The following is a 23,725-nucleotide window of genomic DNA, read 5'->3' on the forward strand; positions in this document are numbered from 1 at the left end:
GACACAGGAAAGCCCAGCGAGATGACTGCCACCTCCCCTCCCCCCGTCCTGTCGATGACCGGCGTATCGAAGCGATTCGGAGCCGTCCAGGCGCTCAGCAACGTCGACTTCCAGGTCAGGGCAGGGGAGGTGGTGGCCCTGGTCGGGGACAACGGTGCCGGCAAGTCGACGCTGATCAAGGCCATCGCGGGCGTCAACCTGCCCGATGCTGGCCAGATCTACTTCAACGGCGAGCAGGTCCACATCGGCTCGCCGGCCCAGGCGCAGCGGCTCGGCATCGCCACCGTCCACCAGGACCTGGCCCTCTGCGACAACCTGGACGTGGTGATGAACCTGTTCCTCGGCAGCGAGATCACCCGCGGTCCGCTCCTGGACGAGGTCTCGATGGAGAAGGAGTCCTGGCGGCTGCTGCGTGAGCTCAGCGCCAAGATCCCCTCCGTACGGATCGCCGTCGCGAGCCTGTCCGGAGGGCAGCGCCAGACCGTCGCCATCGCGCGCGCCCTGCTGGGAGAACCCCAGGTCGTGATGCTCGACGAGCCGACCGCGGCGCTCGGCGTGGCCCAGACCGAGGAGGTCCTGGGCCTGATCGGCCGACTCCGCGAACGCAACCTCGCCGTGGTCGTCATCAGCCACAACATGGCGAACGTGATGGCCGTGGCTGACCGGGTCGTCGTCCTGCGGCTGGGCCGCAACAACGGCGAGTACCTAGTGGCCGACACCAGCGTCGAGGAGATCGTCGGGGCGATCACCGGCGCCGTCGTCCACGCCGCACCAGACGTCCCCCCTGCGGAAGCGAGCCACTGATGAGCACCACCAAGCCGGCCCGTACGGCCCCCGGCGAACTCCCACCCGCCGGTCCCCCGGCCGACCTCCTCGACGAACGCCTGATCGCCCAGCAGGGCCTCTCCGGGTGGCTCCGTTCCGAGGGCCTGCGCCTGCGGACCGGCGACATCGGGTCGTTGCCGGTCATCATCGGCCTGGTCATCATCTGGGTCATCTTCGCCGTGCTCAACCCGGCCTTCGTCTCTGCGCAGAACCTCGTGAACCTGGCCATCCAGCTGGTCCCGATCGGCACGCTGGCGTTGGGCATCGTCTTCGTCCTGCTGCTGGGCCAGATCGACCTGTCGGCCGGCTCGGTCGCCGGCGTGGCAGCGGCGGTGGTCGCGGTCACTTTCGTGAACATGGGTTTCCCGCTGGTCCTGGCGATCCTGGCGGCGATCCTCTCCGGGTCGCTCATCGGCCTGGTGTACGGCCTGGTCTTCAACCGCTTCGGGGTGCCGAGCTTCATCATCACGCTGGCCGGCCTGCTGGCCTTCCTCGGCGTGCAGTTGCTGGTCCTGGGCAACGAGGGCACGGTGAACGTGCCGTTCAACTCTCCCCTGGTGCAGTTCGCCAACGGCACGTTCCTCCCGCCGGTGGTCAGCTACGTCCTGGTCGTGCTCGCGGCGGTCGCCGTCCTCCTGTCGGGGATGCAGCTCAACCGCCGGCGCGCCTCCGCGGACCTGTCGACCGTCCCGCTCGCCGTCGTCGTCGTACGCGCCTTGTTCCTGGCTGCCATCCTGGCCGCGGCGACCTTCGTGCTCAGCCAGGACCGAGGCGTACCGCTGATGTTCGTCCTGTTCGTCGTGGTGATCGCGATCATGGACCTGACGATCAAGCGCACCCGCTGGGGTCGCGACATCATGGCCGTCGGCGGCAACGTCGAGGCCGCGCGCCGAGCGGGCATCAACGTGAAGGCGGTCTACCTGTCAGTGTTCGTCACGTGCTCGACCTTCGCGGCCCTCGGTGGCGTCCTGCTCGCGGCACGGCTCGCCGCCGCCAACCAGAGCACGGGCACCGGCGACGTCAACCTGAACGCCATCGCCGCCGCGGTGATCGGCGGCACGAGCCTGTTCGGCGGCCGCGGTTCGGCCTACTCCGCCCTGCTGGGCATCGTCGTGATCCAGTCCATCAGCAACGGGCTGGACCTGCTCAACCTCGACTCCAGCATCCGTTTCATCATCACCGGCCTCGTCACGCTGCTGGCCGTGATCATCGACTCGACGACACGCCGTCGGCGCGCGCAGGCCGGTCGGGCCTGAGGCCCTGGGGAGTCGAGCGCCGCCAGGCCGGGTGCCTGGCGGCGCTCGACCGTCTCCCGGGCCCAAGGGAGGCCCGCCGATCAGGCCTCGGGGATGAGGGCCTTGGTGTAGACGGTGTCACCGTTGGCGTTGACCAGGCTCACGACGAACTCGGCTCCGTCGCCGGCCACTGCGACGTGCCCGAAGTACTGGTGCTCCCCCGAGCGCGGCGACTGGTTGGTGAATCCGTGCCGCTCGAAGACCTGTTCCGGACCGAAGGTGGCGTCGAGCTTGTTCGGACCGAACGAGCCGGCGTTGATCGGCCCGGCGACGAACTCCCAGAACGGCTTGAAGTCCTTGAAGACGGCCCGCTCCGGCGAGTAGTGGTGGGCCGCGCAGTAGTGCACGTCACCGGTGAGGAAGACGACGTTCTTGATGTCGTGGTCCTTGATCGCCTTCAGCAGGCGGGCGATCTCCAGCTCCCGGCCGAGGGGGGCGCCGGGGTCGTTGTTGGCGACGGCCTCCATGCCGGCGCCGTCCGGGACGACCAGGCCGATCGGCAGGTCGTTGGCGATGACCTTCCAGGTCGCGGTGGAGGTTCGCAGGCCCTCGATCAGCCACTGCAGCTGCTCCTCACCGAGGATGCGGGTGGCGGTGGACTCCAGGCCGGCCGTGTTGGGGGACTTGTACGTACGCATGTCGAGGCAGAACACGTCCAGCTGCGGCCCACGGGCGATCCGGCGGTGGATCGTCGGGCTGGTGCGGGGGTAGTACTCGTCGAAGGCCTGGCGCCCCCAGCGGGCCAGGGTGTCGACGTCGCGGACCTTGTCGTAGCGGGGATCGTCGCGGACCTTGTCGTAGCGGGGATCGTCGAGGACCTCGCCGGGGTACCAGTTGTTGGTCACCTCGTGGTCGTCCCAGGTGGCGACAATGGGCACTTCGCGGGCCAGGGCGCGTACGTTCGCGTCCAGGTAGTTGTAGCGGTGCCGGCCGCGGAAGTCGGCCAGGCTCTGGGCGATCTGGGTGACCTCGTCGATCAGCAGGTTCTTCCAGACGTTGCCGTCTGGCTCGGTGACGGCGGAGGCCATCGGGCCGTCGGCGTAGACCGTGTCGCCCGAGTGCAGGAAGAAGTCGGGGGCGGTGGCAAGCATCGCCCGGTACCCGAACATGCCGCCGATCTCCTCGTTGATGCCCCAGCCCTGGCCGGCGGTATCCGCCGTCCACACGAAGGTCTGGTCCAGGTCCTCCGCCTTGCGGCCGTAGCGCGAGCCGGGGGCCGTGGTGAAGGTACCGGTCTCCTCCTGGCCGGTGTGCCCGGCGGCGTCCACGAAGCCGAGCCGGTACTCGAACCGGGTGGCGGGGGCCAGCTTGTCGAGTCGCAGGCGGGCGGTGAAGTCGGTCCCGGTGGTGGCGGCCGGTCCGGTGAGCACGCGCTCCTGGTGGTACTTGCCCTTCAGCGGGTTGCCGTCGACGTCGACCGCCCGGACGACGGCGCGCAGCGTGCCGGCGCCGGACGAGCGGGCCCAGAGCACGGCCGAATCGGAGGTGACGTCGCCGGAGGCGATGCCGGAGGTCAGGGTCAACCGGTGGGACACCAGCGGTGCCGCGGCGGCACGGGTGCCGCCGGTACCGAGCAGGCCGGCGGCTGAGGCGGCCACGAACCCCTGCATCAGGGCGCGACGGCGCACGGGGACGGTGCGGAAGGACGAAGTGTCGGTCATGGAACCGATCGCACTCCTGCCCGGTGAAACGGGGCGGGCAGGCAGGAGGACGCGACGTGAACATCAGGACAACGGTCGACGTCGCCGACCCTGCCGGAACGTGCCCGGAGGCGGCGAAGGCCGCCAGCCTTCATCAACACGGGCGCAGCCCAGCTCAACGACGACCGGATCAAGCGCACTGACCTCGGCGTGGACGAGACCGCACCCGGGTGAGAGACCCGAAGACACGAAGGGCGTCCCTCGGTGGAGGGACGCCCTTCGGCTGCGTACGGATCCGGCCCTGGTGGGCGCAAAGGGACTCGAACCCCCGACATCCTGCTTGTAAGGCAGGCGCTCTAACCAACTGAGCTATGCGCCCGAGCAGAGGCCAACTATAGCGGCACCCGCGCCGCCGTGGCACTCAGACCGGGAAGTGGTAGTGCACCGCCGCCAGGTGCTCGTGCATGTCCCGGGTCTGCGGCAGGTCGGCCTGCTTCGACCAGGCCAGTGTCCCGTCCGGACCGATCAGGAACGAGTGCCGGCGGTCGCAGCCCAACTTGTCGTCGAAGGCGCCGTACGCTGCGCCGATCGCCCCGTGCGGCCAGTGGTCACTGACCAGGGTGAAGTCGAGGCCCAGCTGGCGATCCACCTCCCGCAGGACGAAGGACGTGTCGGTGGAGACGGCGACGATCCGGCAACCGGCGGCGTCGAACAGGTAGTTCGCGTCCCGCAACTGCTCCAGTTCGTCGCCGCAGACCGAGCTGAACGAGAAGGCGAAGAACACCAGCAGCACCGGGGTCCCCCGCCAGGAGGACAACTCGAAGTCACGACCGTGCTGGTCATGGCCATGGAAGTCGGCCACAGGCTGGCCGATGGGGGGCGCGACCGGCCGCATCAGCGCCGGGCACCCCGCGGGCGCACCAGCTTGGAGCCGGTCCAGTCGCCGGAGAGGTTCGCCGTCGAGGTCTGGGCGAGGCCGGCGGTGATCGCGGCCTCGGAGATGTCGGCCGGGTCCACGTGACCGCCACGCCCCACCTTCGGGGTCATCAACCAGACGACACCGTCCTCCTTGAGGTCGGTCAGTGCATCGACCAGACCATCACCGATGTCCCCGTCGTCCTCCCGCCACCACAGCAGGACCACGTCGACGGCCTCCAACGCCTCCTCGATGAGTTCACCGTCGACGGCGTCCTCGATCGCGATGCGCAAGTCATCGTCCACGTCCTCATCCCAACCCAGCTCCTGGACGAGCTGGCCGGCGGCAAGACCCATTCGGCTTGCGTCTTCCCTGGCCACGGAGGCGACCCCTTTCAACGGTTCACGTCCACATACCCACGGCATGTGTGGACACCACATTGCCAGACCCGCGCGCCCACGTCACGTCCCGCGGGCCGACGTGGACCATCCCACGGGCTGTCGTGGACCAGTAGTCTTTGCACGTTGACCAAAACTACGCTGACAGACGTTCACACACGATGACGACCACGGTCGGCACGAACGGATAGGACGATGCATGGCTACTCGCGGTGACCGCCCCGCACTCGGTGCGCAGGGCCTCCCGAGCCAGTTACCCGACCTGGACCCCGAAGAGACGCAGGAATGGATCTCCTCCTTCGACGGGCTCCTGGAGGAGAAGGGGCCCCACCGGGCCCGGTACATCATGTTGGAACTCCTCGCCCGCGCGCGGCAGCGCCAGGTGGGACTGCCGTCGCTGCGGTCCACGGACTACATCAACACGATCAGCACGGCGGACGAGCCGCTCTTCCCCGGTGACGAGGACACGGAGCGCCTGATCCGCCGCGCGCTGCGCTGGAACGCCGCGGTGATGGTCTCGAAGGCCAACCGCAAGGGCCTGGAGGTCGGCGGCCACATCGCCACCTACCAGAGCGCCGCGAGCCTGTACGAGGTCGGCTTCAACCACTTCTTCCGGGGCAAGGACCATCCCGGCGGCGGTGACCACATCTACTTCCAGGGCCACGCCTCCCCCGGCATGTACGCCCGCGCCTTCCTCGAGGGCCGCCTCTCCGAGTGGGACCTGGACGGCTTCCGCCAGGAGGTCTCCCGCGGCCCGCACAACGGCCTGTCGTCCTACCCGCACCCGCGCCTGATGCCGGAGTTCTGGGAGTTCCCGACCGTGTCGATGGGCATCGGCCCGTTGAACGCGATCTACCAGGCCCGGATGAACCGCTACCTGCAGAACCGCGGCATCAAGGACACCTCCCAGCAGCACGTCTGGGCCTTCCTCGGTGACGGCGAGATGGGCGAGCCCGAGTCCCTCGGCGCGATCGGCCGGGCCGCTCGCGAAGAGCTCGACAACCTCACCTTCGTGATCAACTGCAACCTGCAGCAGCTCGACGGGCCCGTCGACGGCAACGGCAAGGTTGTCCAGGACCTGGAGTCCTTCTTCCGTGGTGCCGGCTGGAACGTCATCAAGGTCCTCTGGTCGCGCGACTGGGACCCGCTCCTGGCGGCCGACGACGACGGCTCGCTGCTGCACAAGATGAACAGCACGCCCGATGGCCAGTTCCAGACCTACTCGATCTCGGCCGGCTCGTACATCCGCGAGAAGTTCTTCGACACCCCGCGGCTGAAGCGGATGGTCGAGGGCTACTCCGACCAGCAGCTGCAGCGGCTGGGCCGCGGTGGCCACGACTACCGCAAGGTCTACGCGGCCTACAAGGCGGCGATGGAGCACGTCGGCCAGCCGACCGTGATCCTGGCCCAGACCGTCAAGGGCTGGACGATCGACGCCCTGGAGGCGAAGAACGCCACGCACCAGATGAAGAAGCTCACGTCGGCCGACCTGAAGGCCTTCCGCGACCGGCTGCACCTGCCGATCCCCGACTCCGCCCTCGAGGACGCCTACAACCCGCCGTACTTCCGCCCCGCCGAGGACTCCCCGGAGATGAAGTACATGCGCGAGCGCCGTCTGGCCCTGGGCGGACCGGTCCCGCAGCGTCGGGTCAAGCCGCGTCACCTGGCCCTGCCCGGCGACGACATCTACAAGGAGCTGATGGCCCCGGGCAACCCGAAGGCCAAGGTCGCCACCACCCAGGCGTTCGTCCGGCTGCTCCGCGACCTGATGCGGGACAAGGGGATCGGCCAGCGGATCGTCCCGATCGCTCCGGACGAGTTCCGTACGTTCGGCATGGACTCGATGTTCCCCACGGCCAAGTTGTACGACCCGGCCGGCCAGACGTACGAGTCGGTCGACCGCAAGCTGCTGCTCGCCTGGAAGTCGGCCACGAACGGCCAGCTGCTGCACGAGGGCATCTCCGAGGCCGGTGGCCTGGGCTCCTTCACCGCGGCGGGCACGGCGTACGCCACGCACGGCGAGCCGATGATCCCGGTCTTCATCTTCTACTCGATGTTCGGCTTCCAGCGCGTGGGTGACTTCATCTGGGCGGCCGCCGACCAGATGACCCGCGGCTTCCTGATCGGTGCCACCGCGGGTCGTACGACCCTGACCGGTGAGGGCCTGCAGCACGCCGACGGGCACTCCCCGCTGATCGCCGCGACCAACCCGGCAGTGGTGCACTACGACCCGGCCTTCGCGTTCGAGGTCGCGCTGATCGTCAAGGACGGCCTGCGCCGGATGTACGGGCACGACGATCCCGAGTACCCCGAGGGCGAGAACGTCATGTACTACCTCACGGTGTACAACGAGCCCGTCTCCCAGCCCGGCCCGCCGGCCGACCTGGATGTCGAGGGCGTGCTCAAGGGCATGCACCTGTTCCGCCGCGCCGAGGACAACGACTTCGCCCGGGTCCGCCTGATGGCCTCCGGCGTCGCCGTGCCGCAGGCCCTCGAGGCCCAGCGGATCCTCGCCGAGGAGTGGTCGGTCGGTGCCGACGTGTGGTCGGTGACCTCGTGGAACGAGCTGAACCGCGAGGCGATCGAGTGCGCCCGGTGGAACCTCGGCCACCCGGCCGACGACCGCAAGGTGCCGTACCTGACCAAGAAGCTCAGCGAGACGACCGGCCCGGTCGTGGCGGTGAGCGACTACATGCGTGCGGTCCAGGAGCAGATCCGGCCGTACGTGCCGGGGTCCTTCACCTCGCTGGGTGCCGACGGGTTCGGCTTCGCCGACACCCGCGCGGCCGCCCGTCGCTACTTCCAGATCGACGCCCAGTCGATGGTCGTGGCGGCACTGGAGGCGCTGGAGACCGAGGGTGGCTACCGTCGCGGCGCGGCCGCCGAGGCGTACGCCAAGTACAACCTCGGGGACCCGACCGCGGTGGCACACGTCGCCCAGGAAGGCGCCGGCGCCTGACCATGGCACTGACGTGGATCCAGCTCCCCTCGACCCGGAATCGCGCGTCGATCGCCCGCCGCCTGCGGCAGGCGGCGGCCCGGATCACCACGGCCGCCATCACGGCGGTCGACGCGCGGTACGAGTGGTTCGGACGCCTCAGTCCGGAGCACCGGGCCTCGGTGACCCTCGTCGCCCGTGCGGGCGTCGACGGCTTCATCAACTGGTTCGGCGAGGGGGGCTCGGACCGCCCGGTCCAGATCTTCGAGCGGGCGCCCCGGGAACTGTCCCGGCACCTCAGCCTCAAGCAGACGGTCGACCTCACCCGTACGATCATCGACACGGTCGACGCCGAGATCGACGAGCAACTCCCGCGGGCGGACCGCCCGTACCTCCATGCTGCCCTCAACGAGTACAGCCGTGACGTCGCCTTCGCCGCCGCCGAGGTCTACGCGGCGGCGGCCGAGGTCCGGGGCGCCTGGGACCTGCGCCAGGAGGCCACCGTCGTCGACGCGGTGATGCGCGGCGAGGTGGACGACGCGATCATGTCGCGGGTCGCCACCCTCGGCTGGCGCTCCACCAGCGGCGCGGCCGTGGTCCTCGGCACCTGCCCCGCGGACGGGGCCGAGACCGCCCTCGAGGCCACCCACCGCACGGCCCGCTCGCTCGGGCTGGACTGCCTCACCGCCGTCCACACCGACCGACTGGTCGTGGTCGTCGGCGGAGCGCCGCTGGGTCCCGACGCGGACCTGGTGGCCGTGTTGGCACCCCTCGCCGAACGCTTCGCCGAGGGACCGGTCGTGGTCGGCCCCCGGGTGGAACAGCTGGCCGCCGCCGGTGGCAGTGCCCGCGCTGCCCTGTCCGGCCTCCGCGCCGCCCCCGGCTGGCCCCAGGCCCCCCGCCCCGTGCACGCCGACGACCTGCTGCCCGAGCGGGCCCTCTCCGGTGACGGCCACGCCCGACGTGCCCTTGCCCGGGACGTGTACGGCCCGCTCGCCGAGGCGGGCGGCGGCCTGTTGGAGACCCTGACCTGCTTCCTGGACGAGGGCCTGTCCATCGAGGCCTCCGCCCGCGCCCTCTTCGTGCACGCCAACACCGTGCGCTACCGCCTCAAGCGGATCCACGAGGTGACCGGGTACTCCCCCACCGATCCGCGAGACTCGTACACCCTGCGGCTGGCCCTGACCCTGGGCCGCCTGCTCGGACCGGGGACCGCATAACCGCACCGGCAGGGTCTTGTGGGGTTCCGACAACAATGACTCACGACATTTCGTGTGCGTCGCGGCCCCTTCGGGCGACGGAAAGCGGGAGAGTGGAAGCGTGCTCGCAGTCGTCGCGCCGGGTCAAGGCGCTCAGAAACCAGGATTCCTCGAACCATGGCTGGCTGATCCCGTCTTCGCTGACCGGCTGAACTGGCTCTCCGCCGTCTCGGGGCTCGACCTCGAGTACTACGGCACCCAGGCGGACGAGGCCACCATCCGTGACACCGCGATCGCCCAGCCGCTGCTGGTCGCGGCCGGCCTGGTGTCCGCGCTGGCCCTCTTCCGCTCCCCGGCCGACGCCTTCCGCCAGGTCGGCGTGGTGGCCGGCCACTCCGTCGGCGAACTCACCGCGGCCGCCGCGGTAGGCGTGCTCTCCGCCGAGCAGGCGATGGTCCTCGTCCGCGAGCGCGGCAAGGCGATGGCCGAGGCGTCCGCGCTCCGCCCCACCTCGATGGCCGCGGTCATCGGTGGCAAGGAGGACGAGGTCCTCGCCGCCATCGAGGCCGCCGGACTCACCCCCGCCAACCACAACGGCTCGGGCCAGATCGTCGCGGCGGGCACCGTGGAGCAGATCGAGGTGCTCAAGGAGAACGCCCCGGCCCGTACGCGGGTGATCCCGCTCAGCGTCGCCGGCGCCTTCCACACCCACCACATGGCCCCCGCCACCGCCCGCCTGGAGCGTCTCGCCCGGGCGATCACCACCCATGATCCGCGGATCCGCCTGCTGCAGAACCGTGACGGCCACGTGGTGCAGTCCGGGCAGGACATGCTGCAGCGCCTGGTCGCCCAGGTCGAGGCCCCGGTCCGCTGGGACCTGTGCATGGACTCCATGCGCGACCTCGGCGTCACCGGGATGATCGAGATGCCGCCGGCGGGCACCCTGACCGGCATCGCCAAGCGCAACCTCAAGGGCGTCGAGGTCTTCGCCCTGAACACCCCCGACGAGCTGCCCGCCGCAAGGGAATTCGTCGCCCGGCACGCCGACCCCGGCACCACCGTGGCACAGGCCTCCACGCCGACCTGGCGCCTGGTCGTCTCGCCGACCAAGGGCGAGTTCCGCGCCACCGAGGGGCTTCGGGTCGGCGATGCGCTGGCCCGTGGTACCGAGATCGGCACCGTCTCCAACCTGCGCGAATCCGTGCCGGTGCTGGCCGTCGAGGGTGGCAGCATCGTCGAGTGGGCCGTCGAGGACCACGACCCGGTCTCCCCCGGCCAGCCGCTGCTGCGGCTCCACCCCACCACAGAGAACACCGACGCTACCGAGGTGACCCGATGACCTTCTCCCCCCGTACTCCGATCCAGTCCTCGCAAGGTTCGCCCTTCGCAAGGATCTACGGCATGTCCGGCTACTCCCCCTCGCGGATCGTCACCAACGAGGAGGTCTGCACCTGGATCGAGTCCTCCGACGAGTGGATCCGCACCCGCTCCGGGATCACCGAGCGCCACTGGGCGACCGGGGAGGAGACCGTGGAGTACATGGCTGCCGAAGCGGCCAAGAAGGCCATCGAGCGCTCCGGCGTCCCGGTCGAGGAGATCGGCGCGATCATCGTCGCCACCGTCGGCTGGTTCACCCAGACCCCCAGCCTGGCCTGCGTGATCGCCGGCGACCTGGGCAGCAAGGCCGCCGCGTACGACATCTCCGCCGCCTGCGCCGGCTACTCGTACGCCATCGCCCAGGGTGATGCGCTGGTCCGCTCCGGAGCGGCCAAGTACGTGCTGGCCATCGGGGTGGAGCGCCTCTCGGACCTGACCAACAAGGAGGACCGCTCGACGGCCTTCATCTTCGGCGACGGCGCCGGCGCTGCCGTGATCGGCCCCTCCGACGAGCCGGGAATCGGCCCGGTCGTGTGGGGATCGGACGCCGACCAGGGCCACCTGATCCAGCAGGTGCCGCACTGGCCGCAGGCCGTCGAGGACGGCAAGCAGCCCGTCCTGGTGATGGACGGCAACCCGGTCTTCAAGTGGGCCGCCTTCACCGTGTGCCACTACGCCGCGAAGGCCCTCGAACTGGCCGGGCTCAAGCCCGAGGAGCTGGACGTCTTCGTGCCGCACCAGGCCAACGACCGGATCACCCAGGCGATGGTCCGGACCCTCAAGCTGCCGGAGTCGGTGCTGGTCTCGCACAACATCGCCCACACCGGCAACTCGTCGGCCGCCTCGATCCCGATGGCGATCGAGGCCCTGTACCAGGACGGCAAGGTGCACTCGGGTGAGACTTGTCTCATCATCGGCTTCGGCGCCGGCCTGGTGTACTCGGGCCAGGTCATCGTCCTGCCCTGATACCTTCCAACCTGACCAGCCACCAACACAAGGAGAAAAGTATGGCTACCACCGAACAGATCCTGGCCGCCATGGGCGAGATCGTGAACGAGGTCGCGGGCATTCCCGTCGAGGACGTCAAGCTCGACAAGTCGTTCACCGACGACCTCGACGTCGACTCCCTCTCGATGGTCGAGATCATCTACGCCGCCGAGGAGCAGTTCGGCGTGTCGATCCCCGACGAGGAGTCCAAGAACCTCAAGACCGTGGGCGACGCCGTGGCCTACATCGAGCGCGCCACCAACTGACGCCGCACCTGGCCGTGGGGCCGGCCCCGCGCCGGCCCCACGCCGACCTCCCACACGCGATCCCTAGGAGACCCGTAATCATGTCCTCCACCGTTGTCGTCACCGGATTCGGTGCCACGACTCCCCTGGGCGGTGACGCCGCCACCACATGGGCCAACGTCGTCAAGGGCACCCCGGGCGTACACGCCCTGGCCTACGACTGGGCCGCGGATCTCCCGACCCGGATCGCCGCCGAGGCTGTCGTCGACCCCGCCACCCTGATCGACCGGGTCGAGGCCCGCAAGATGGACCGCTCCACCCAGCTCGGCCTCGTCGCCGCACTCGAGGCCTGGCGGCTCGCCGGCTTCGGCCTGGACGAGGAGAACCCGGTCGACCCCACCCGCCTCGCCGTGTCCATCGGCACCGGCATCGGCGGCCTGCACACGCTGATCGGCCAGTGGGACACCCAGCGGGAGAAGGGCCACCGCCGCGTCAGCCCCTTCACCATCCCCAAGCTGATGGCGAACGCCCCGGCCGCCACCGTCGGCCTGAAGCTGCGCGCCCGCGCCGGCATCCACACCCCTGTCTCTGCCTGCGCCTCCGGCAACGAGGCGATTGCCCAGGCCCTGGACATCATCCGGGCCGGACGCGCCGACGTCGTCGTCGCCGGTGGCGCCGAGGGTGTCATCCACCCGCTGCCGGTCGCCGCCTTCGGCCAGATGCAGGCGCTCTCGCGCCGCAACGACGAGCCCGAGCGCGCCTCCCGCCCCTGGGACAAGAACCGTGACGGCTTCGTCCTCGGCGAGGGCGCGGCCGTACTGGTGCTCGAGTCGCTGGAGCACGCCTTGGGCCGCGGCGCCACGATCTACGGCACCCTCGCCGGCGCCGGCATCACCTCGGACGCGTACGACATGGTCGCACCCGACCCCGAGGGCCGCGGCCAGTCCGAGGCCGTCCGCCTCGCCGTCCGCGACGCCGGCCTGCAGCCCTCCGACATCAAGCATGTCAACGCCCACGCCACCTCCACCCCGGCCGGCGACGTCACCGAGGCCCAGTCGGTACGCGCGGCCCTGGGCGACGCGACCGACGGGGTGATCTTCACCGGTACCAAGTCCCAGACCGGCCACCTGCTCGGTGCCGCCGGCGCGATGGAGTCGGTGTTCACCCTGCTGGCGCTGCGCAACCGCGTGGTCCCGCCGACCATCAACCTCGAGGACCCCGAGGACGGCCTGGGCATCGACATCGCCACCACCGCCCGCGAGCTGCCGGCCGGCGACCTCGCCGGCATCAACAACTCGTTCGGGTTCGGCGGCCACAACGTCGCGTTGGCCTTCACCAACGCCAACGTCACCGAGGCCTGATCGTGACCGACCTGGTCACCGCCCCGGGGACCGACGCGCCCCCGGTGGTCCCCACTGCCCGGAAGGCCCGGCCGTCGCGGGAGGAGGATCCGCGCAACCCGCGGTTCCGGCTCGCCGCCCTCCTCGATGAGGGCACCGTCGAGTACCTCCCTGGCGCCGAGGACACCGGCATGCTGACGGCCACCGGCTCCATCGATGGCATCCGCGTGGTGGCCTTCTGCTCCGACGCCACGCTGATGGGCGGGGCGATGGGGCTGCACGGCTGTGACGAGGTCGTCCGCGCCTACAACCGCGCCCTGATCGACCGGGTGCCGATCGTCGGCATCTGGCACTCCGGCGGCGCCCGCCTGGCCGAGGGCGTCGGCTCGCTGGACGCGGTCGGCAAGATCTTCCGCGCCATGACGAATGCCTCGGGCCGGATCCCGCAGATCTCCATCGTGCTCGGCCCGGCCGCCGGTGGCGCGGCGTACGGCCCCGCGCTGACCGACGTCGTGGTGCTCGCGCCCGAGGGCCGGATCTTCGTCACCGGTCCGGACGTGGTCCGCTCGGTCACCGGCGAGAACGTCGACATGGCCATCCTCGGCGGCCCGGACACCCACGGCCGGCGCTCGGGCGTCGTCCACGTGGTGGCCCGGGACGAGGACGACGCGATGGCCCGCGGCCGCCAGCTGGTCACGCTGATGGCCGACCAGGGCCAGCTGCACGGCGAGATCGACGACGTCGACCTCGCCGGCATCCTCCCGGAGAACCGCCGGCGCGCCTACGACGTCCACCCGCTGGTGGAGAAGCTGCTCGATCCGGGGAGCACCCTGGAGCTGCACCCCAAGTGGGCGCCCAACATCGCCACGGTCCTGGGTCGCCTCGGCGGTCGTACGGTCGGGGTGATCGCCAGCAACCCGCTGCGTCTGGGCGGCTGCCTGGACTCGCTCTCCGCGGAAAAGGCCGCCCGCTTCGTCCGGCTCTGCGACGCCTTCGGCATCCCGCTGGTCGTCCTGGTCGACGTGCCCGGCTACCTGCCCGGTGTCGGCCAGGAGTGGGACGGCGTGGTGCGCCGCGGCGCCAAGCTGCTGCACGCCTTCGCCGAGGCCTCGGTCCCCCGGGTCACCCTGGTGACCCGCAAGGCGTACGGCGGCGCGTACATCGCGATGAACTCACGCTCGCTGGGTGCCACCAAGGTCTACGCCTGGCCCGGTGCCGAGGTCGCCGTGATGGGTGCCGTCGCGGCCGTCCGGATCCTGCACCGGCGCAAGCTGGCGGAGGTGCCCGAGGACCTGCGTGCCCAGGTCGAGGAGGAGCTGGCGGTCGAGCACGAGCGGATCGCCGGTGGCGTGGAGAAGGCCCGCGAGATGGGCGTGATCGACGACGTGCTCGATCCGGGCACCACCCGGTCGACCATCGCGGCGGCGATCAGGGCCGCCGACCACGGCCAGCGCGGACAGCACACCAACATCCCGCTCTGACGACGGACCCGTGCGGCCGCGGCCTCGGACCGCTGCGGCCGCACGGGTACCGATTCCGTCCCTCCGGGATCCAAGCCCTGGCGGGGCTCCGGCTCGGGGGCTCAGGCCCCCGGGGATCCCGGGTTCGGCGGAGCTCAGACCGCCCGGTGCAGCCAACGCACCGGAGCACCCTCACCTGCCCAGCGGAACACCTCGAGCTCGGCGTCCCACGGATCCCCCATCAGGTCCAGGAGCGCCGCGCCCGGGTCGTCCTCGGCCATCGCCCAGCGCAGGCGCTCCTCCGGCACCACGATGTCGCCGCTGTGACCCACCTGGCCGCAGAACACCCCCAGGCTCGGGGTCGACATCCAGCGGTGGCCGTCCGTGGTGGCGGTCGGTTCCTCGGTCAGCTCGAACCGGAGATGGTCCCAGCCGCGCAGCGCGGACACCACGGCAGCACCGACGCCCACCGCACCCTCCCAGGCATGCTCGCAGCGGTGCATGCCAGGCTCGGCCGGCTGGGCCTGCCACTCGAGCCGTACGGGCTCGGCAAAGACGCCACCGACCGCCCACTCGATGTGCGGGCGCAGTGCCGACGGCGCGGAATGGACGTACAGGACGCCCCTGGTATTCGACATGTGCATTCCTCCCGAGGCTGAGATCTGCCTTCCCCAGCAACCTCACACACCCGGTGGAACTGCTCCTCATTGTGGTGCACCGGAGGGTCGAGCGCCAGCCGTGGCGCGACTCCTTGGCTACTCCACAGTCTTCCAGTACGCGTTCCGGTCGGTGCGCTCGCCGAAGATCGCCCGGCCGACCCGTACGCAGGTCGAGCCGTGCGCCACGGCCAGGTCCAGGTCCCCCGACATTCCCATCGAGAGCTCGTCGTAGCTCCCGGCGGCCCGGTCGTCCTGCCGCAGCACCTCCTGCAGGTCACGCATCCGCTCGAAGCAGGCGGCGACCTGCGTACGGTCGGCGGAGCGTACGGCGAGGGTCATCAGCCCGCGCACCCGCAGCGAGTCGAACGGGCGCAGCTGTTCGGCGAAGGCCGGCACGTCCGCGGGGTCGAGGCCGGACTTCTGCGGTTCGGCCGAGGAGTTGACCTGGACCAGGACGTCGAGGGCGCGGCCCTCGGCCTGCAGCCGCTTCTCCAGCTCGCGGGCCACCTTGAGGGAGTCCAGGGCCTGGAACTCGACAGCGAAGCGGGCCACCTCCCGTGCCTTGTTGGTCTGCAGGTGGCCGATCACCGCCCATTCGATCCCCGGCCAGTCACGGGTCCGCTCCCACTTGTCGAGGGCCTCCTGCACCCGGTTCTCCCCCATCCGGTGGTAGCCGGCGTCGTACGCCTCCCGGATCGGCCCCAGGCCGTGGGTCTTGCTCACCGGCAGCAACCGCACCTGCGCCGGATCACGCCCGGCAAGTCGGCAGGCCTCGTCGATCCTGTCCCGGACCGCCTGCAGGTTGCTGTGTACGTCTCCCATGACACGCCAATCTACCCACGTCCGGCCGACCTGGCTCAGGGCCAGCGCGACGCCAGCGAGACCACCCCGAGCGAGGCGAGGGCGGCGAGGATCACCGCGACCCCGATGTAGCGGTTGGAGACGTCGACCGCGACCGGCTCCTTGCCGATCGAGGAGCCGATGTCGCGGTACACGTCCTTGAGCTGCCCGGCGCTCTCGGCCCGGTAGGCGGTGCCATCGGTGATCCGCGCGACATTGGCCAGTTCGTTGTAGTCGACCGGGACCGGCTGGCGGGTGCCCTCGATCAGGATCGTGCCGTGGGTGGTGCCGTAGGCGATGGTGTAGATCGGCACCTTCAGGTCGGCCGCCCGCTGCGCCGCCCGCGCCGCGGGGATACCGACGGTGGTGTAGCCGTCGGACAGCAGCACGATCCGCGCCGGTGGGGGGTCGTTGGGATGCTGGGGGTCGGGAGGCACCTGGTTGAGGGTGGCCAGGGAGGTGGCGATGCCCTCGCCGATGGCGGTGGAGGGCTGCAGGGTCAGTCCGTCGATGGCGTTCGTGACCACTCCGCGGTCCTGGGTCGGCGGCACGACGACCGTGGCGGTACCGGCGAACGAGACGAGCGCGACGTTGTACTTGGGCGGCAGCGAGCGGGTGAACTCGATCGCCGCCTCCTTGGCGGCGCCGAGCCTGCTCGGGGTGACGTCGTCGGCCGCCATCGACAGGGAGACGTCGATCGCGACGACGATGGTGGCCCGCTCGCGCGGCACCATCACGTCCTGCTTGGGCCGGGCGAAGGCGATGGTCAGGGCGACCAGGCTGAGGATGGCCAGCCCGACGGCGACGTGGCGCAGCCACGGTCGGTCCAGCGGCAGCTTCAGCTGCAGGGCGTCGCGGTGTCCGCGCCCGCGTGCCTCGCGGACCGCCAGCACCGCGTACAGGCCGACCAGGACCGGGACCAGGGCCATCAGCCACAGCCGGTTCGGGGACAGGAACTCGATCATCGGAATCATGGCCAGCGTGCCCCCAGTGAGATGGCGGCCAGCGCGGCGAGCATCGCCGCCACGATGGCGTACCCGGCGAAGGTGGAGCTGACGTCGGTCGACTTCTTCTCCACCCCGACCTCCGAGCGGATGTCCTTGTAGACGCGGTCGAGCTGGCCGGCGGTATCGGCGGTGAAGGCCCGCGCGCCGGTGAGCTCGGCGACCTGGCGCAGCGTGGCGGTGTCGGGCGGCACCAGCTCCCGCTTCCCGTCGACGTCGACGTACCCGTTCTCGGTGCCGTACGCGATGGTGTACACCGGGACCTTGGCGTCGGCGGCCCGCCGCGCCCCCTGCTGGGCGGTGCTGCCGACGGTGTTCTCCCCGTCCGAGAGCAGCACGATCGCGCCGGGGGCGAGCTGGTCGGGCCGTTGGGGGTCGCGCGGGGCCTGCTCCAGGGCCCGCAACGCGGCGACGATGGAGTCACCGATGGCCGTGGACTCCTGGGGCTTGAGGCCGCTGAGCGCCCGGACCACCGCCCCGTGGTCGAGGGTCGGCGGCACGACGATGGCCGGGCTGCCGGACAGCGTGACCAGGGAGACGTTGTACCGGTCGGGCACCGAGTCGACGAACTGGGTCGCCGCCGCCACCGCCGCCTGCAGGCGAGACGGGCGTACGTCGACGGCCTCCATCGACAGCGACACGTCCATCACCAGGACGACGGTGGCCCGTTCCCGCGGGACGTCGGTGATGGTGGTGGGACGGGCCCAGCCGACCACCGCGGCGGTGAGCGAGAGCAGCGAGAACGCGACGGCCAGGTGCCGTCTCCACTGCGGCCGGCTGCCGCCGACCAGTTGGAGCAGCGCTGTGGTGGTGAACCGCAGGCCCCGCCGGCCGCGGTGGTGCGAGGCCCACACGTACAGCCCGACGATGGCCGGCACCAGCAGCAACAGCACCAGGCGCCAGGGGTCCCCGAAGGTCAGGTTCCGCCAGAACTCCATCAGCGGGCCACCCCCCTGGGCGGACGGTGCAGCAGGGCGGCGGTCCGCCGGTAGGCCAGCGCGAAGCGCGCGATCTCGGCGACCCAGTCGCCGTCGGTCCGCAGCTGGATGTGGCCGACGCCGCAGCGGCGCAGGGCCACCCGGATGCGTTCGCGCTGCAGGGTGGCCGCCCGGCTCATCGCCTGGCGCAGCCGCGGGTCGCCGGTGTTGACGTAGCCCTCGAAGCCGGTGTCCGTGGAGCGCAGCAGCATGTCGCCCACGTCGGGGAACTCGATCTCGTGCCGGTCCAGTACCTCGATCGCGATCACCTGGTTGCGGACCGAGAGCCTGCGCATCGCCCGCTCCCACTCGGTCGGGACGGTGGCGTCCAGTTCGGCGTCACCGGGGGTGATGAAGTCCGAGACCACGACCCGCAGGCCGCGGCGGCGCTGGGCCCGGCCCAGGTCGTCCAGCGCCCGGGAGAGCGGGATGCCCGGGTCGGTGCTGTCGGGCACGATGGGCTCCTCCAGCAGGCGGCGCAACAGGGCGTAGAGCGCCGTACGCCCCGACCGGGCCGGGAGCCGGCGGACCCCGTCGGGGCGCATCACCATGCCCCCGAAGCGGTCCCCCATCCGCTGGGACAGGAAGCCGAAGGTGGCCAGGGCCGCGATGCCGAGGTCGCGCTTGGTGATGCCGGCCGTCCCCCAGTTCATCGAGGGGGTGACGTCGAGCAACCCCCACACCTCCAGCTCGCGGTCCGCGATGGTGTCGCGGACGTGCGTCACCCGGGTCCGGGCCGTCACCGGCCAGTCGATCTTGCGGACGTCGTCCTCGCCCGGCTGGTAGGGCCGGGCATCGTTCGCGTCCGTGCCGGGGCCGGTCAGCAGGCCGAGGTGGTCGCCCTGCAGGAAGCCCTCCAGCCGGCGTACGACCGTCAGCTCCAACCGCCGCAGCGCCGCCTCGGGGGCCAGCCGGTCCAGCGGCAGGGTCGGATGCTCCGGCGGCCGGAGCAGGGAGGAGGCGGCGGTCTCAGCCATGGAACTCCGGACGGTACGCATGCTGTTGCTGGGCCGCCTCCCGCTGCTGCTGGTTCCAGACCGGCGTGGGGGCCGGGACGACGGCGAGGACCCGGTCGACGACCTGGATCGGGTCGATGTCGTCGGCGACCGCGTCGAAGCTGAGCTGGAGGCGGTGGGCCATCACGTCGCGGGCGACGGCCTGGACGTCGGTAGGCAGCACGTAGTCGCGGCCGTGGATCAGCGCCAGGGCCCGGGCCGCCGCGACCAGTCCCAGGGTCGCGCGGGAGGAGCAGCCGATCGCGATCACGTCGGCCAGGTCGGGCATGCCGAAGTCGGCCGGGCTGCGGGTGGCCAGCACCAGGCGCACCACGTACTCCGCGACCAGGTTGTGCACGTACACCTCGTCGGTGCGGCGTTGCAGTTCCAGCACCATCGCATTGTCGAGCACCGGCAGCGCCGTCGGCGCGGAGACGCTCATCCGCCGCAGGATCTCGAACTCCTCGTTCCCGTGCGGGTAGGGGACGTCGACCTTGAGCAGGAAGCGGTCGCGCTGGGCCTCGGGCAGCGGGTAGACGCCCTCGGACTCGATCGGGTTCTGGGTCGCGATCACGATGTACGGGTCCGGGGCGGGGTAGGTGGTGCCACCGATCGAGACCTGCTTCTCGGCCATCACCTCGAGCATGGCCGACTGGACCTTCGCGGGGGCGCGGTTGATCTCGTCGGCGAGCAGGAAGTTGACGAAGATCGGCCCCAGCTCGACGTCGAAGCCCTCCTGGGAGGCCTTGTAGATCCGGGTGCCGACGATGTCGGAGGGGACCAGGTCGGGGGTGAACTGGACCCGGGCGAAGTGGCCGCCGACCACGGTGGCGAACGTACGCACCGCCAGCGTCTTGGCCGTGCCCGGCACGCCCTCCAGCAGGCAGTGCCCGCGGGCCAGCAGCGCAACCATCAGGCGCTCCACCATGTGCTCCTGCCCGACGATGACCCGCCGCACCTGCGCAAGGGCCTCACCTGCCAGCTGAGCCGCCTCCTGGTTGTCCACGCTCTCTCCCTCGTCCGCGATCACCGCCATCCTCGCAGACGGCACTCCCATCATCCGGCACCGGACAACCCCGGCCGACCGGCACGGTTGCGTCGATGTGGTGAGATGGTCGGTGATGACCACGCCAGCCTCCCCCGAGCCGATCCCCCGGCCGCTCCTTCCCGAGGACCCGCCCCGGGTAGGCGGCTTCTGGCTCGACGCCCGGCTGGAGGCGCAGACGGCCGGTGTCGTGTACGACGCCCACGAGACCGCGCCGGACGGCTCGGTCCGCGAGGTCGTGCTCGTGCTGCTGTCCAGGGGAGCGGCGGCGGACCGGGTGGCGCGGGACCGCTTCAGCGGCGAGGTCGACCCGCTGCACGTCGACCTGGTGGTGGCCCGCGGCGGCCAGGGCCAGCAGGCCGGCCGGCTGGGGCGGCGCTTCCGCCCCTCGTCGGCGCCGGTCACGACCGACGTGCCGGAGGCGCCCTGGGTGGCGCTGGCCGCAGACCAGGCGGCGCTGGCGGTCGGGATCCTGGATCGTGTCGGCCTGGAGATGCTGGGCCCGATCGGCCGGCCGGCCGGACCGGACTACGAGCTGCACTGGGCCGACGAGCGCTCCCCCGGTCGTACGGCCCAGTGGCCGCTGCCGTGGCCCGGGCGCCATGACCGGGCCGGCTGGGTGACCCTGTTCGTGTCCTGGCTGCTGATGGTCGTGGTCGCCGCGATCGCGGTACTGGTCGCGATCCTGTTGTTCCGCAACGAGCCGCCGCAGAGCCCCCCGCCCCCGCAGCCGTCCACGGCCAGCCCGTCGCCCCAGTCGGCGTCCCCCTCGCCGCAGTCGGCCTCGCCCTCGCCCTCGTCGGCCTCACCGTCACCGACGGCCTCGCCCTCGCCGACGGCCTCGCCCAGCCCGTCGTCCGCCTCGCCGTCGCCCGGCCCGAGCCCGAGCGGCAGCGGTAACCCGGAGAGGTCCAAGCTGTGATCCCCCGGCTGGTCGCCACCGACCTGGACGGCACCTTCCTGCACCCGGACGGGGCCGTCTCACAGCGCAATGCCCACGCCGTCCGGACGGCGCTGGACGCCGGCGTGCACGTGGTCTTCGCCACCGGGCGTCCACCGACCTGGATGCAGCCGATCGTCGACCTCGGGCTGGACCATGCCCCCGTGATCGGGTGCAACGGTGCGATCCGCTACGACGCCGCGACCGGTGAGGTGTTCGAGGTCGTCGGCATCGAACCCGAACTGATCGCCGCCCTCGGCGGGTACGTCCACGAGCGGCTGCCGGCCGCCCGTCTCGGCCTGCAGCGCCAGGACTGGTTCGGCTACGAGCCGGGCTACCTGGAATCGGCACCGACCGTCCCCGGCTACCGGTGCGCCGACCTGCCCGACCTGCTCGACGGCGGCCCGGTGCTGAAGGTGCTGCTCCAGACCTACGGGTCCTCACTGGAGGACGTGGTGGCGACCCTCACCGAGTTCGCCCGGGACGACCTGACGCTGACCTGGTCCACCCACGGCGTGGCCGTCGGCGACCGCATCCTGGTCGAGATCGGCGGCCGCGGGGTCGACAAGGCCGCGATGCTGGCCCGCCACTGCGCCGAACTGGGACTGCAGGCCCGCGACGTCGCAGCCTTCGGGGACATGCCGAACGACCGCGGGATGCTGGAGTGGGCCGGCAGCGCCTTCGTGATGCCGCCGCGGCATCCACTGCTGGCCGGGATCGGCGAGGCCGCGGCCTCCGGGTGTGCCGACGACGGGGTGGGACGTACGATCCTGGGCTGGTTCGGCGAGACGGAGCGTTCCCGGGCGGACCGGCGGGGCTGGTCCCCGGAGTCCTAGACTGACCGCCATGGAATCACCGAAGATGCGCTACCACTCCCGGATGTGGGTGCGGCCCGAGAACCTGAACGCCAACGGGACCCTCTTCGGTGGTCACCTGCTGTCGTGGATCGACGAGCAGGTCGCCCTGTACTCCATCGTCCAGCTCGGCAACGAGCGCGTGGTGACCAAGTACATGTCGGAGATCAACTTCGTCTCCTCGGCCTGGCAGGGCGACATCATCGAGCTGGGGATCTTCCCGGTGAAGTTCGGGCGTACGTCACTGACCCTGCACTGCAACGTGCGCAACATGGTCACCCGCGAGTCGATCATCACCGTGGACCGGATCGTGATGGTCTCCCTGGACGAGAGCGGCCGCCCGATGGAGCACGGCTACAAGGAGATCACCTACGCCCGCGACCGGATCCCGCACCGGATGAAGCCGATCCCGCGCCCCGAGCCGGTGGTTCCCGACGACCTGTCGAACGAGCCGCTCTACGACATCGACGGCTAGGACCCGTCCGTCGCCGGCAGGATCGGGTGGCACCGCACGACCATCTGTACTACGGGTACCGTAGTGGCATGTCGATGCATCCTGCCGGTCACTCCGGTGTCGTTCGTACGCTCCGCCACGACGCGGGGGAACGTCCGCACGTGCTGGTCTGGGAGGTCACCCGGGCCTGCCAGCTGGCCTGCCGGCACTGTCGCGCCGACGCCTTCACCAAGGCAGACCCCCGCCAGCTGACGACGGCGGAGGGCAAGGCGCTGCTGGACGACTTCGCCGGCTACGGCACGCCGCACCCGATCGTCATCCTCTCCGGTGGCGACGCGTTCGAGCGCGACGACCTGGAGGAGCTGATCGCGTACGGCACCTCCATCGGCCTGCCGATCGCCCTGTCCCCCTCGGTCACGCCGCTGCTGACCGACGAGCGGCTCGGCTCGGTGCGCGAGGCAGGCGTCAAGGCCTTCTCCCTCTCCCTGGACGGGGCGACGGCCGCGACGCACGACTCCTTCCGCGGCATCGAGGGGACGTTCGAGGCCACCCTCGAGGCCGCCAAGCTGGTGGTGGAGCACGGCTTCCGCTTCCAGGTGAACACCACCATCTGCAAGAACAACCTGGACGAGCTCCCCGAGATCCTCGCCACCGTGATGGGGATGGGCGCACACCTGTGGTACACGATCTTCCTGGTCCCGATGGGTCGCGGTTCGGACCTGCAGGGCCTGGAGCCCGAGGAGATGGAGGACGTCATGCACTGGCTGCACGACGTCTCCGACCGGATCGCCGTCAAGACCACGGAGGGCCAGAGCTACCGGCGCGTCGCCATCCAGCGCGACGACGCCCTCGCCGCCGGTGCGCCGCTGCCGCCGACCGGCCCGCTGCACGCCCGGTTGATGGCCCGTACGGTCGAGTTGCTCGGCGAGGGTGGCAATCGTCGCCCGCCGCGGCCGGCGATCGGGGTGAATGCGGGCAACGGCTTCGCGTTCATCGACCACGTCGGCGACGTCTACCCGAGCGGCTTCCTGCCGTTCAACTGCGGCAACGTGCGCGAGCGCCCCTTCCACGAGATCTACGCGGAGGCGCCGATGATGCAGGCCCTGCGCCAGCCATCGGGCTACTCCGGCAAGTGCGGGGTCTGTGACTTCAACTGGATCTGCGGGGGTTCGCGGGCGCGTACGTACGCGATGAGCGGGGATCCGCTCGCCTCCGACCCGAGCTGCGTGTACGTGCCCCCGGCCTGGGTCGCGGCGCACGGGACCGAGGCAGTCGGAGCCGAGGCCACGTCGAGCGCCAGCACCAGCGCCCACTGAAGCTGCCGGTCGCTGTTCGAC

The 23,725-nt window shown here is 70.8% G+C and carries 22 protein-coding genes and 1 tRNA gene; 13 read left to right on the forward strand and 10 right to left on the reverse strand.

All coding sequences use genetic code 11. The features are described from left to right. Positions 1 to 21: 21 nt before the first annotated feature. Together GA0111570_RS09350 and GA0111570_RS09355 are read left to right on the forward strand one after the other, a co-directional pair. Positions 22 to 804 carry an ATP-binding cassette domain-containing protein gene (locus tag GA0111570_RS09350; protein ID WP_092609755.1) on the forward strand — a complete coding sequence of 261 codons (783 nt, stop codon included), beginning with the start codon at positions 22 to 24 and terminating at the stop codon, positions 802 to 804. Next, positions 804 to 2,081: a sugar ABC transporter permease gene (locus GA0111570_RS09355; RefSeq protein ID WP_092609758.1), complete on the forward strand. Its 1,278-nt coding sequence runs from the start codon at positions 804 to 806 to the stop codon at positions 2,079 to 2,081. The genes GA0111570_RS09350 and GA0111570_RS09355 overlap by 1 nt, the downstream gene beginning before the upstream one ends. Before the next feature lie 80 nt (positions 2,082 to 2,161). Here GA0111570_RS09355 and GA0111570_RS09360 read toward each other — a convergent pair whose 3' ends face one another. From GA0111570_RS09360 to GA0111570_RS09375, 4 genes are all read right to left on the reverse strand, one after another. Next, positions 2,162 to 3,781 carry an alkaline phosphatase D family protein gene (locus GA0111570_RS09360; protein WP_092609761.1) on the reverse strand — a complete coding sequence of 540 codons (1,620 nt, stop codon included), beginning with the start codon at positions 3,779 to 3,781 and terminating at the stop codon, positions 2,162 to 2,164. Positions 3,782 to 4,062: 281 nt separating this feature from the next. After that, positions 4,063 to 4,139, reverse strand: a tRNA-Val gene (locus tag GA0111570_RS09365). Positions 4,140 to 4,181: 42 nt separating this feature from the next. After that, the gene (locus GA0111570_RS09370) at positions 4,182 to 4,622 is read right to left on the reverse strand and encodes a redoxin domain-containing protein (RefSeq protein WP_175557423.1); all 441 of its coding nucleotides are present in this window, start codon (positions 4,620 to 4,622) and stop codon (positions 4,182 to 4,184) included. Positions 4,623 to 4,654: 32 nt separating this feature from the next. Next, positions 4,655 to 5,032: a DUF3052 domain-containing protein gene (locus GA0111570_RS09375; RefSeq protein WP_245703106.1), complete on the reverse strand. Its 378-nt coding sequence runs from the start codon at positions 5,030 to 5,032 to the stop codon at positions 4,655 to 4,657. 241 nt (positions 5,033 to 5,273) lie between these two features. On the opposite strand from GA0111570_RS09375, the gene aceE reads away from it, so the two are divergent. From aceE to GA0111570_RS09410, 7 genes are all read left to right on the forward strand, one after another. Beyond that, positions 5,274 to 8,033 carry a pyruvate dehydrogenase (acetyl-transferring), homodimeric type gene (aceE, locus tag GA0111570_RS09380; RefSeq protein ID WP_092609770.1) on the forward strand — a complete coding sequence of 920 codons (2,760 nt, stop codon included), beginning with the start codon at positions 5,274 to 5,276 and terminating at the stop codon, positions 8,031 to 8,033. Positions 8,034 to 8,035: 2 nt separating this feature from the next. Then, the gene (locus GA0111570_RS09385; protein ID WP_092609773.1) at positions 8,036 to 9,232 is read left to right on the forward strand and encodes a PucR family transcriptional regulator; all 1,197 of its coding nucleotides are present in this window, start codon (positions 8,036 to 8,038) and stop codon (positions 9,230 to 9,232) included. Between the two features lie 100 nt (positions 9,233 to 9,332). Next, positions 9,333 to 10,550 (forward strand): acyltransferase domain-containing protein, encoded by a 1,218-nt coding sequence (locus tag GA0111570_RS09390; protein ID WP_092609775.1) that lies wholly within the window; start codon positions 9,333 to 9,335, stop codon positions 10,548 to 10,550. After that, entirely contained in the window at positions 10,547 to 11,554 is a 1,008-nt protein-coding gene (locus tag GA0111570_RS09395) for a beta-ketoacyl-ACP synthase III (RefSeq protein ID WP_092609778.1), read from the forward strand. The genes GA0111570_RS09390 and GA0111570_RS09395 overlap by 4 nt, the downstream gene beginning before the upstream one ends. Positions 11,555 to 11,595: 41 nt before the next feature. Continuing rightward, the gene (locus tag GA0111570_RS09400; protein WP_092609781.1) at positions 11,596 to 11,841 is read left to right on the forward strand and encodes an acyl carrier protein; all 246 of its coding nucleotides are present in this window, start codon (positions 11,596 to 11,598) and stop codon (positions 11,839 to 11,841) included. An 80-nt stretch (positions 11,842 to 11,921) separates the two neighbouring features. Then, positions 11,922 to 13,181 carry a beta-ketoacyl-[acyl-carrier-protein] synthase family protein gene (locus GA0111570_RS09405; protein WP_092609784.1) on the forward strand — a complete coding sequence of 420 codons (1,260 nt, stop codon included), beginning with the start codon at positions 11,922 to 11,924 and terminating at the stop codon, positions 13,179 to 13,181. Positions 13,182 to 13,183: 2 nt separating this feature from the next. Beyond that, positions 13,184 to 14,641 carry an acyl-CoA carboxylase subunit beta gene (locus tag GA0111570_RS09410; RefSeq protein ID WP_245703108.1) on the forward strand — a complete coding sequence of 486 codons (1,458 nt, stop codon included), beginning with the start codon at positions 13,184 to 13,186 and terminating at the stop codon, positions 14,639 to 14,641. Between the two features lie 134 nt (positions 14,642 to 14,775). On the opposite strand, the gene GA0111570_RS09415 is transcribed toward GA0111570_RS09410, so the two are convergent. From GA0111570_RS09415 to GA0111570_RS09440, 6 genes are all read right to left on the reverse strand, one after another. Further along, entirely contained in the window at positions 14,776 to 15,258 is a 483-nt protein-coding gene (locus GA0111570_RS09415; RefSeq protein WP_092609787.1) for a DUF3145 family protein, read from the reverse strand. Between the two features lie 117 nt (positions 15,259 to 15,375). Beyond that, entirely contained in the window at positions 15,376 to 16,101 is a 726-nt protein-coding gene (locus GA0111570_RS09420; RefSeq protein ID WP_092609790.1) for a YggS family pyridoxal phosphate-dependent enzyme, read from the reverse strand. A gap of 35 nt (positions 16,102 to 16,136) precedes the next feature. After that, on the reverse strand, positions 16,137 to 17,099 hold the full coding sequence (locus GA0111570_RS09425) for a VWA domain-containing protein (protein WP_092609793.1): 963 nt from the start codon (positions 17,097 to 17,099) through the stop codon (positions 16,137 to 16,139). Continuing rightward, on the reverse strand, positions 17,090 to 18,061 hold the full coding sequence (locus GA0111570_RS09430; RefSeq protein WP_092609796.1) for a VWA domain-containing protein: 972 nt from the start codon (positions 18,059 to 18,061) through the stop codon (positions 17,090 to 17,092). The genes GA0111570_RS09425 and GA0111570_RS09430 overlap by 10 nt, the downstream gene beginning before the upstream one ends. Continuing rightward, a complete protein-coding gene (locus tag GA0111570_RS09435) occupies positions 18,061 to 19,077 on the reverse strand; it encodes a DUF58 domain-containing protein (protein WP_175557424.1) in 1,017 nt (338 codons plus the stop codon). The genes GA0111570_RS09430 and GA0111570_RS09435 overlap by 1 nt, the downstream gene beginning before the upstream one ends. After that, positions 19,070 to 20,155 carry an AAA family ATPase gene (locus GA0111570_RS09440; RefSeq protein ID WP_092609802.1) on the reverse strand — a complete coding sequence of 362 codons (1,086 nt, stop codon included), beginning with the start codon at positions 20,153 to 20,155 and terminating at the stop codon, positions 19,070 to 19,072. The genes GA0111570_RS09435 and GA0111570_RS09440 overlap by 8 nt, the downstream gene beginning before the upstream one ends. A gap of 61 nt (positions 20,156 to 20,216) precedes the next feature. On the opposite strand from GA0111570_RS09440, the gene GA0111570_RS09445 reads away from it, so the two are divergent. From GA0111570_RS09445 to GA0111570_RS09460, 4 genes are all read left to right on the forward strand, one after another. Next, positions 20,217 to 21,062, forward strand: a complete 846-nt coding sequence (locus GA0111570_RS09445; protein ID WP_092609805.1) for a hypothetical protein — start codon at positions 20,217 to 20,219, stop codon at positions 21,060 to 21,062. Beyond that, a complete protein-coding gene (locus GA0111570_RS09450) occupies positions 21,059 to 21,916 on the forward strand; it encodes an HAD hydrolase family protein (protein ID WP_092609808.1) in 858 nt (285 codons plus the stop codon). The genes GA0111570_RS09445 and GA0111570_RS09450 overlap by 4 nt, the downstream gene beginning before the upstream one ends. A 10-nt stretch (positions 21,917 to 21,926) precedes the next feature. Next, positions 21,927 to 22,409 (forward strand): acyl-CoA thioesterase, encoded by a 483-nt coding sequence (locus GA0111570_RS09455; RefSeq protein ID WP_092609811.1) that lies wholly within the window; start codon positions 21,927 to 21,929, stop codon positions 22,407 to 22,409. 68 nt (positions 22,410 to 22,477) lie between these two features. Continuing rightward, entirely contained in the window at positions 22,478 to 23,704 is a 1,227-nt protein-coding gene (locus GA0111570_RS09460; RefSeq protein WP_092610229.1) for a TIGR04053 family radical SAM/SPASM domain-containing protein, read from the forward strand. Positions 23,705 to 23,725: the final 21 nt, after the last annotated feature.

This window comes from Raineyella antarctica, assembly GCF_900092135.1.
In the GTDB taxonomy this organism is placed as follows: Bacteria; Actinomycetota; Actinomycetes; order Propionibacteriales; family Propionibacteriaceae; genus Raineyella; species Raineyella antarctica.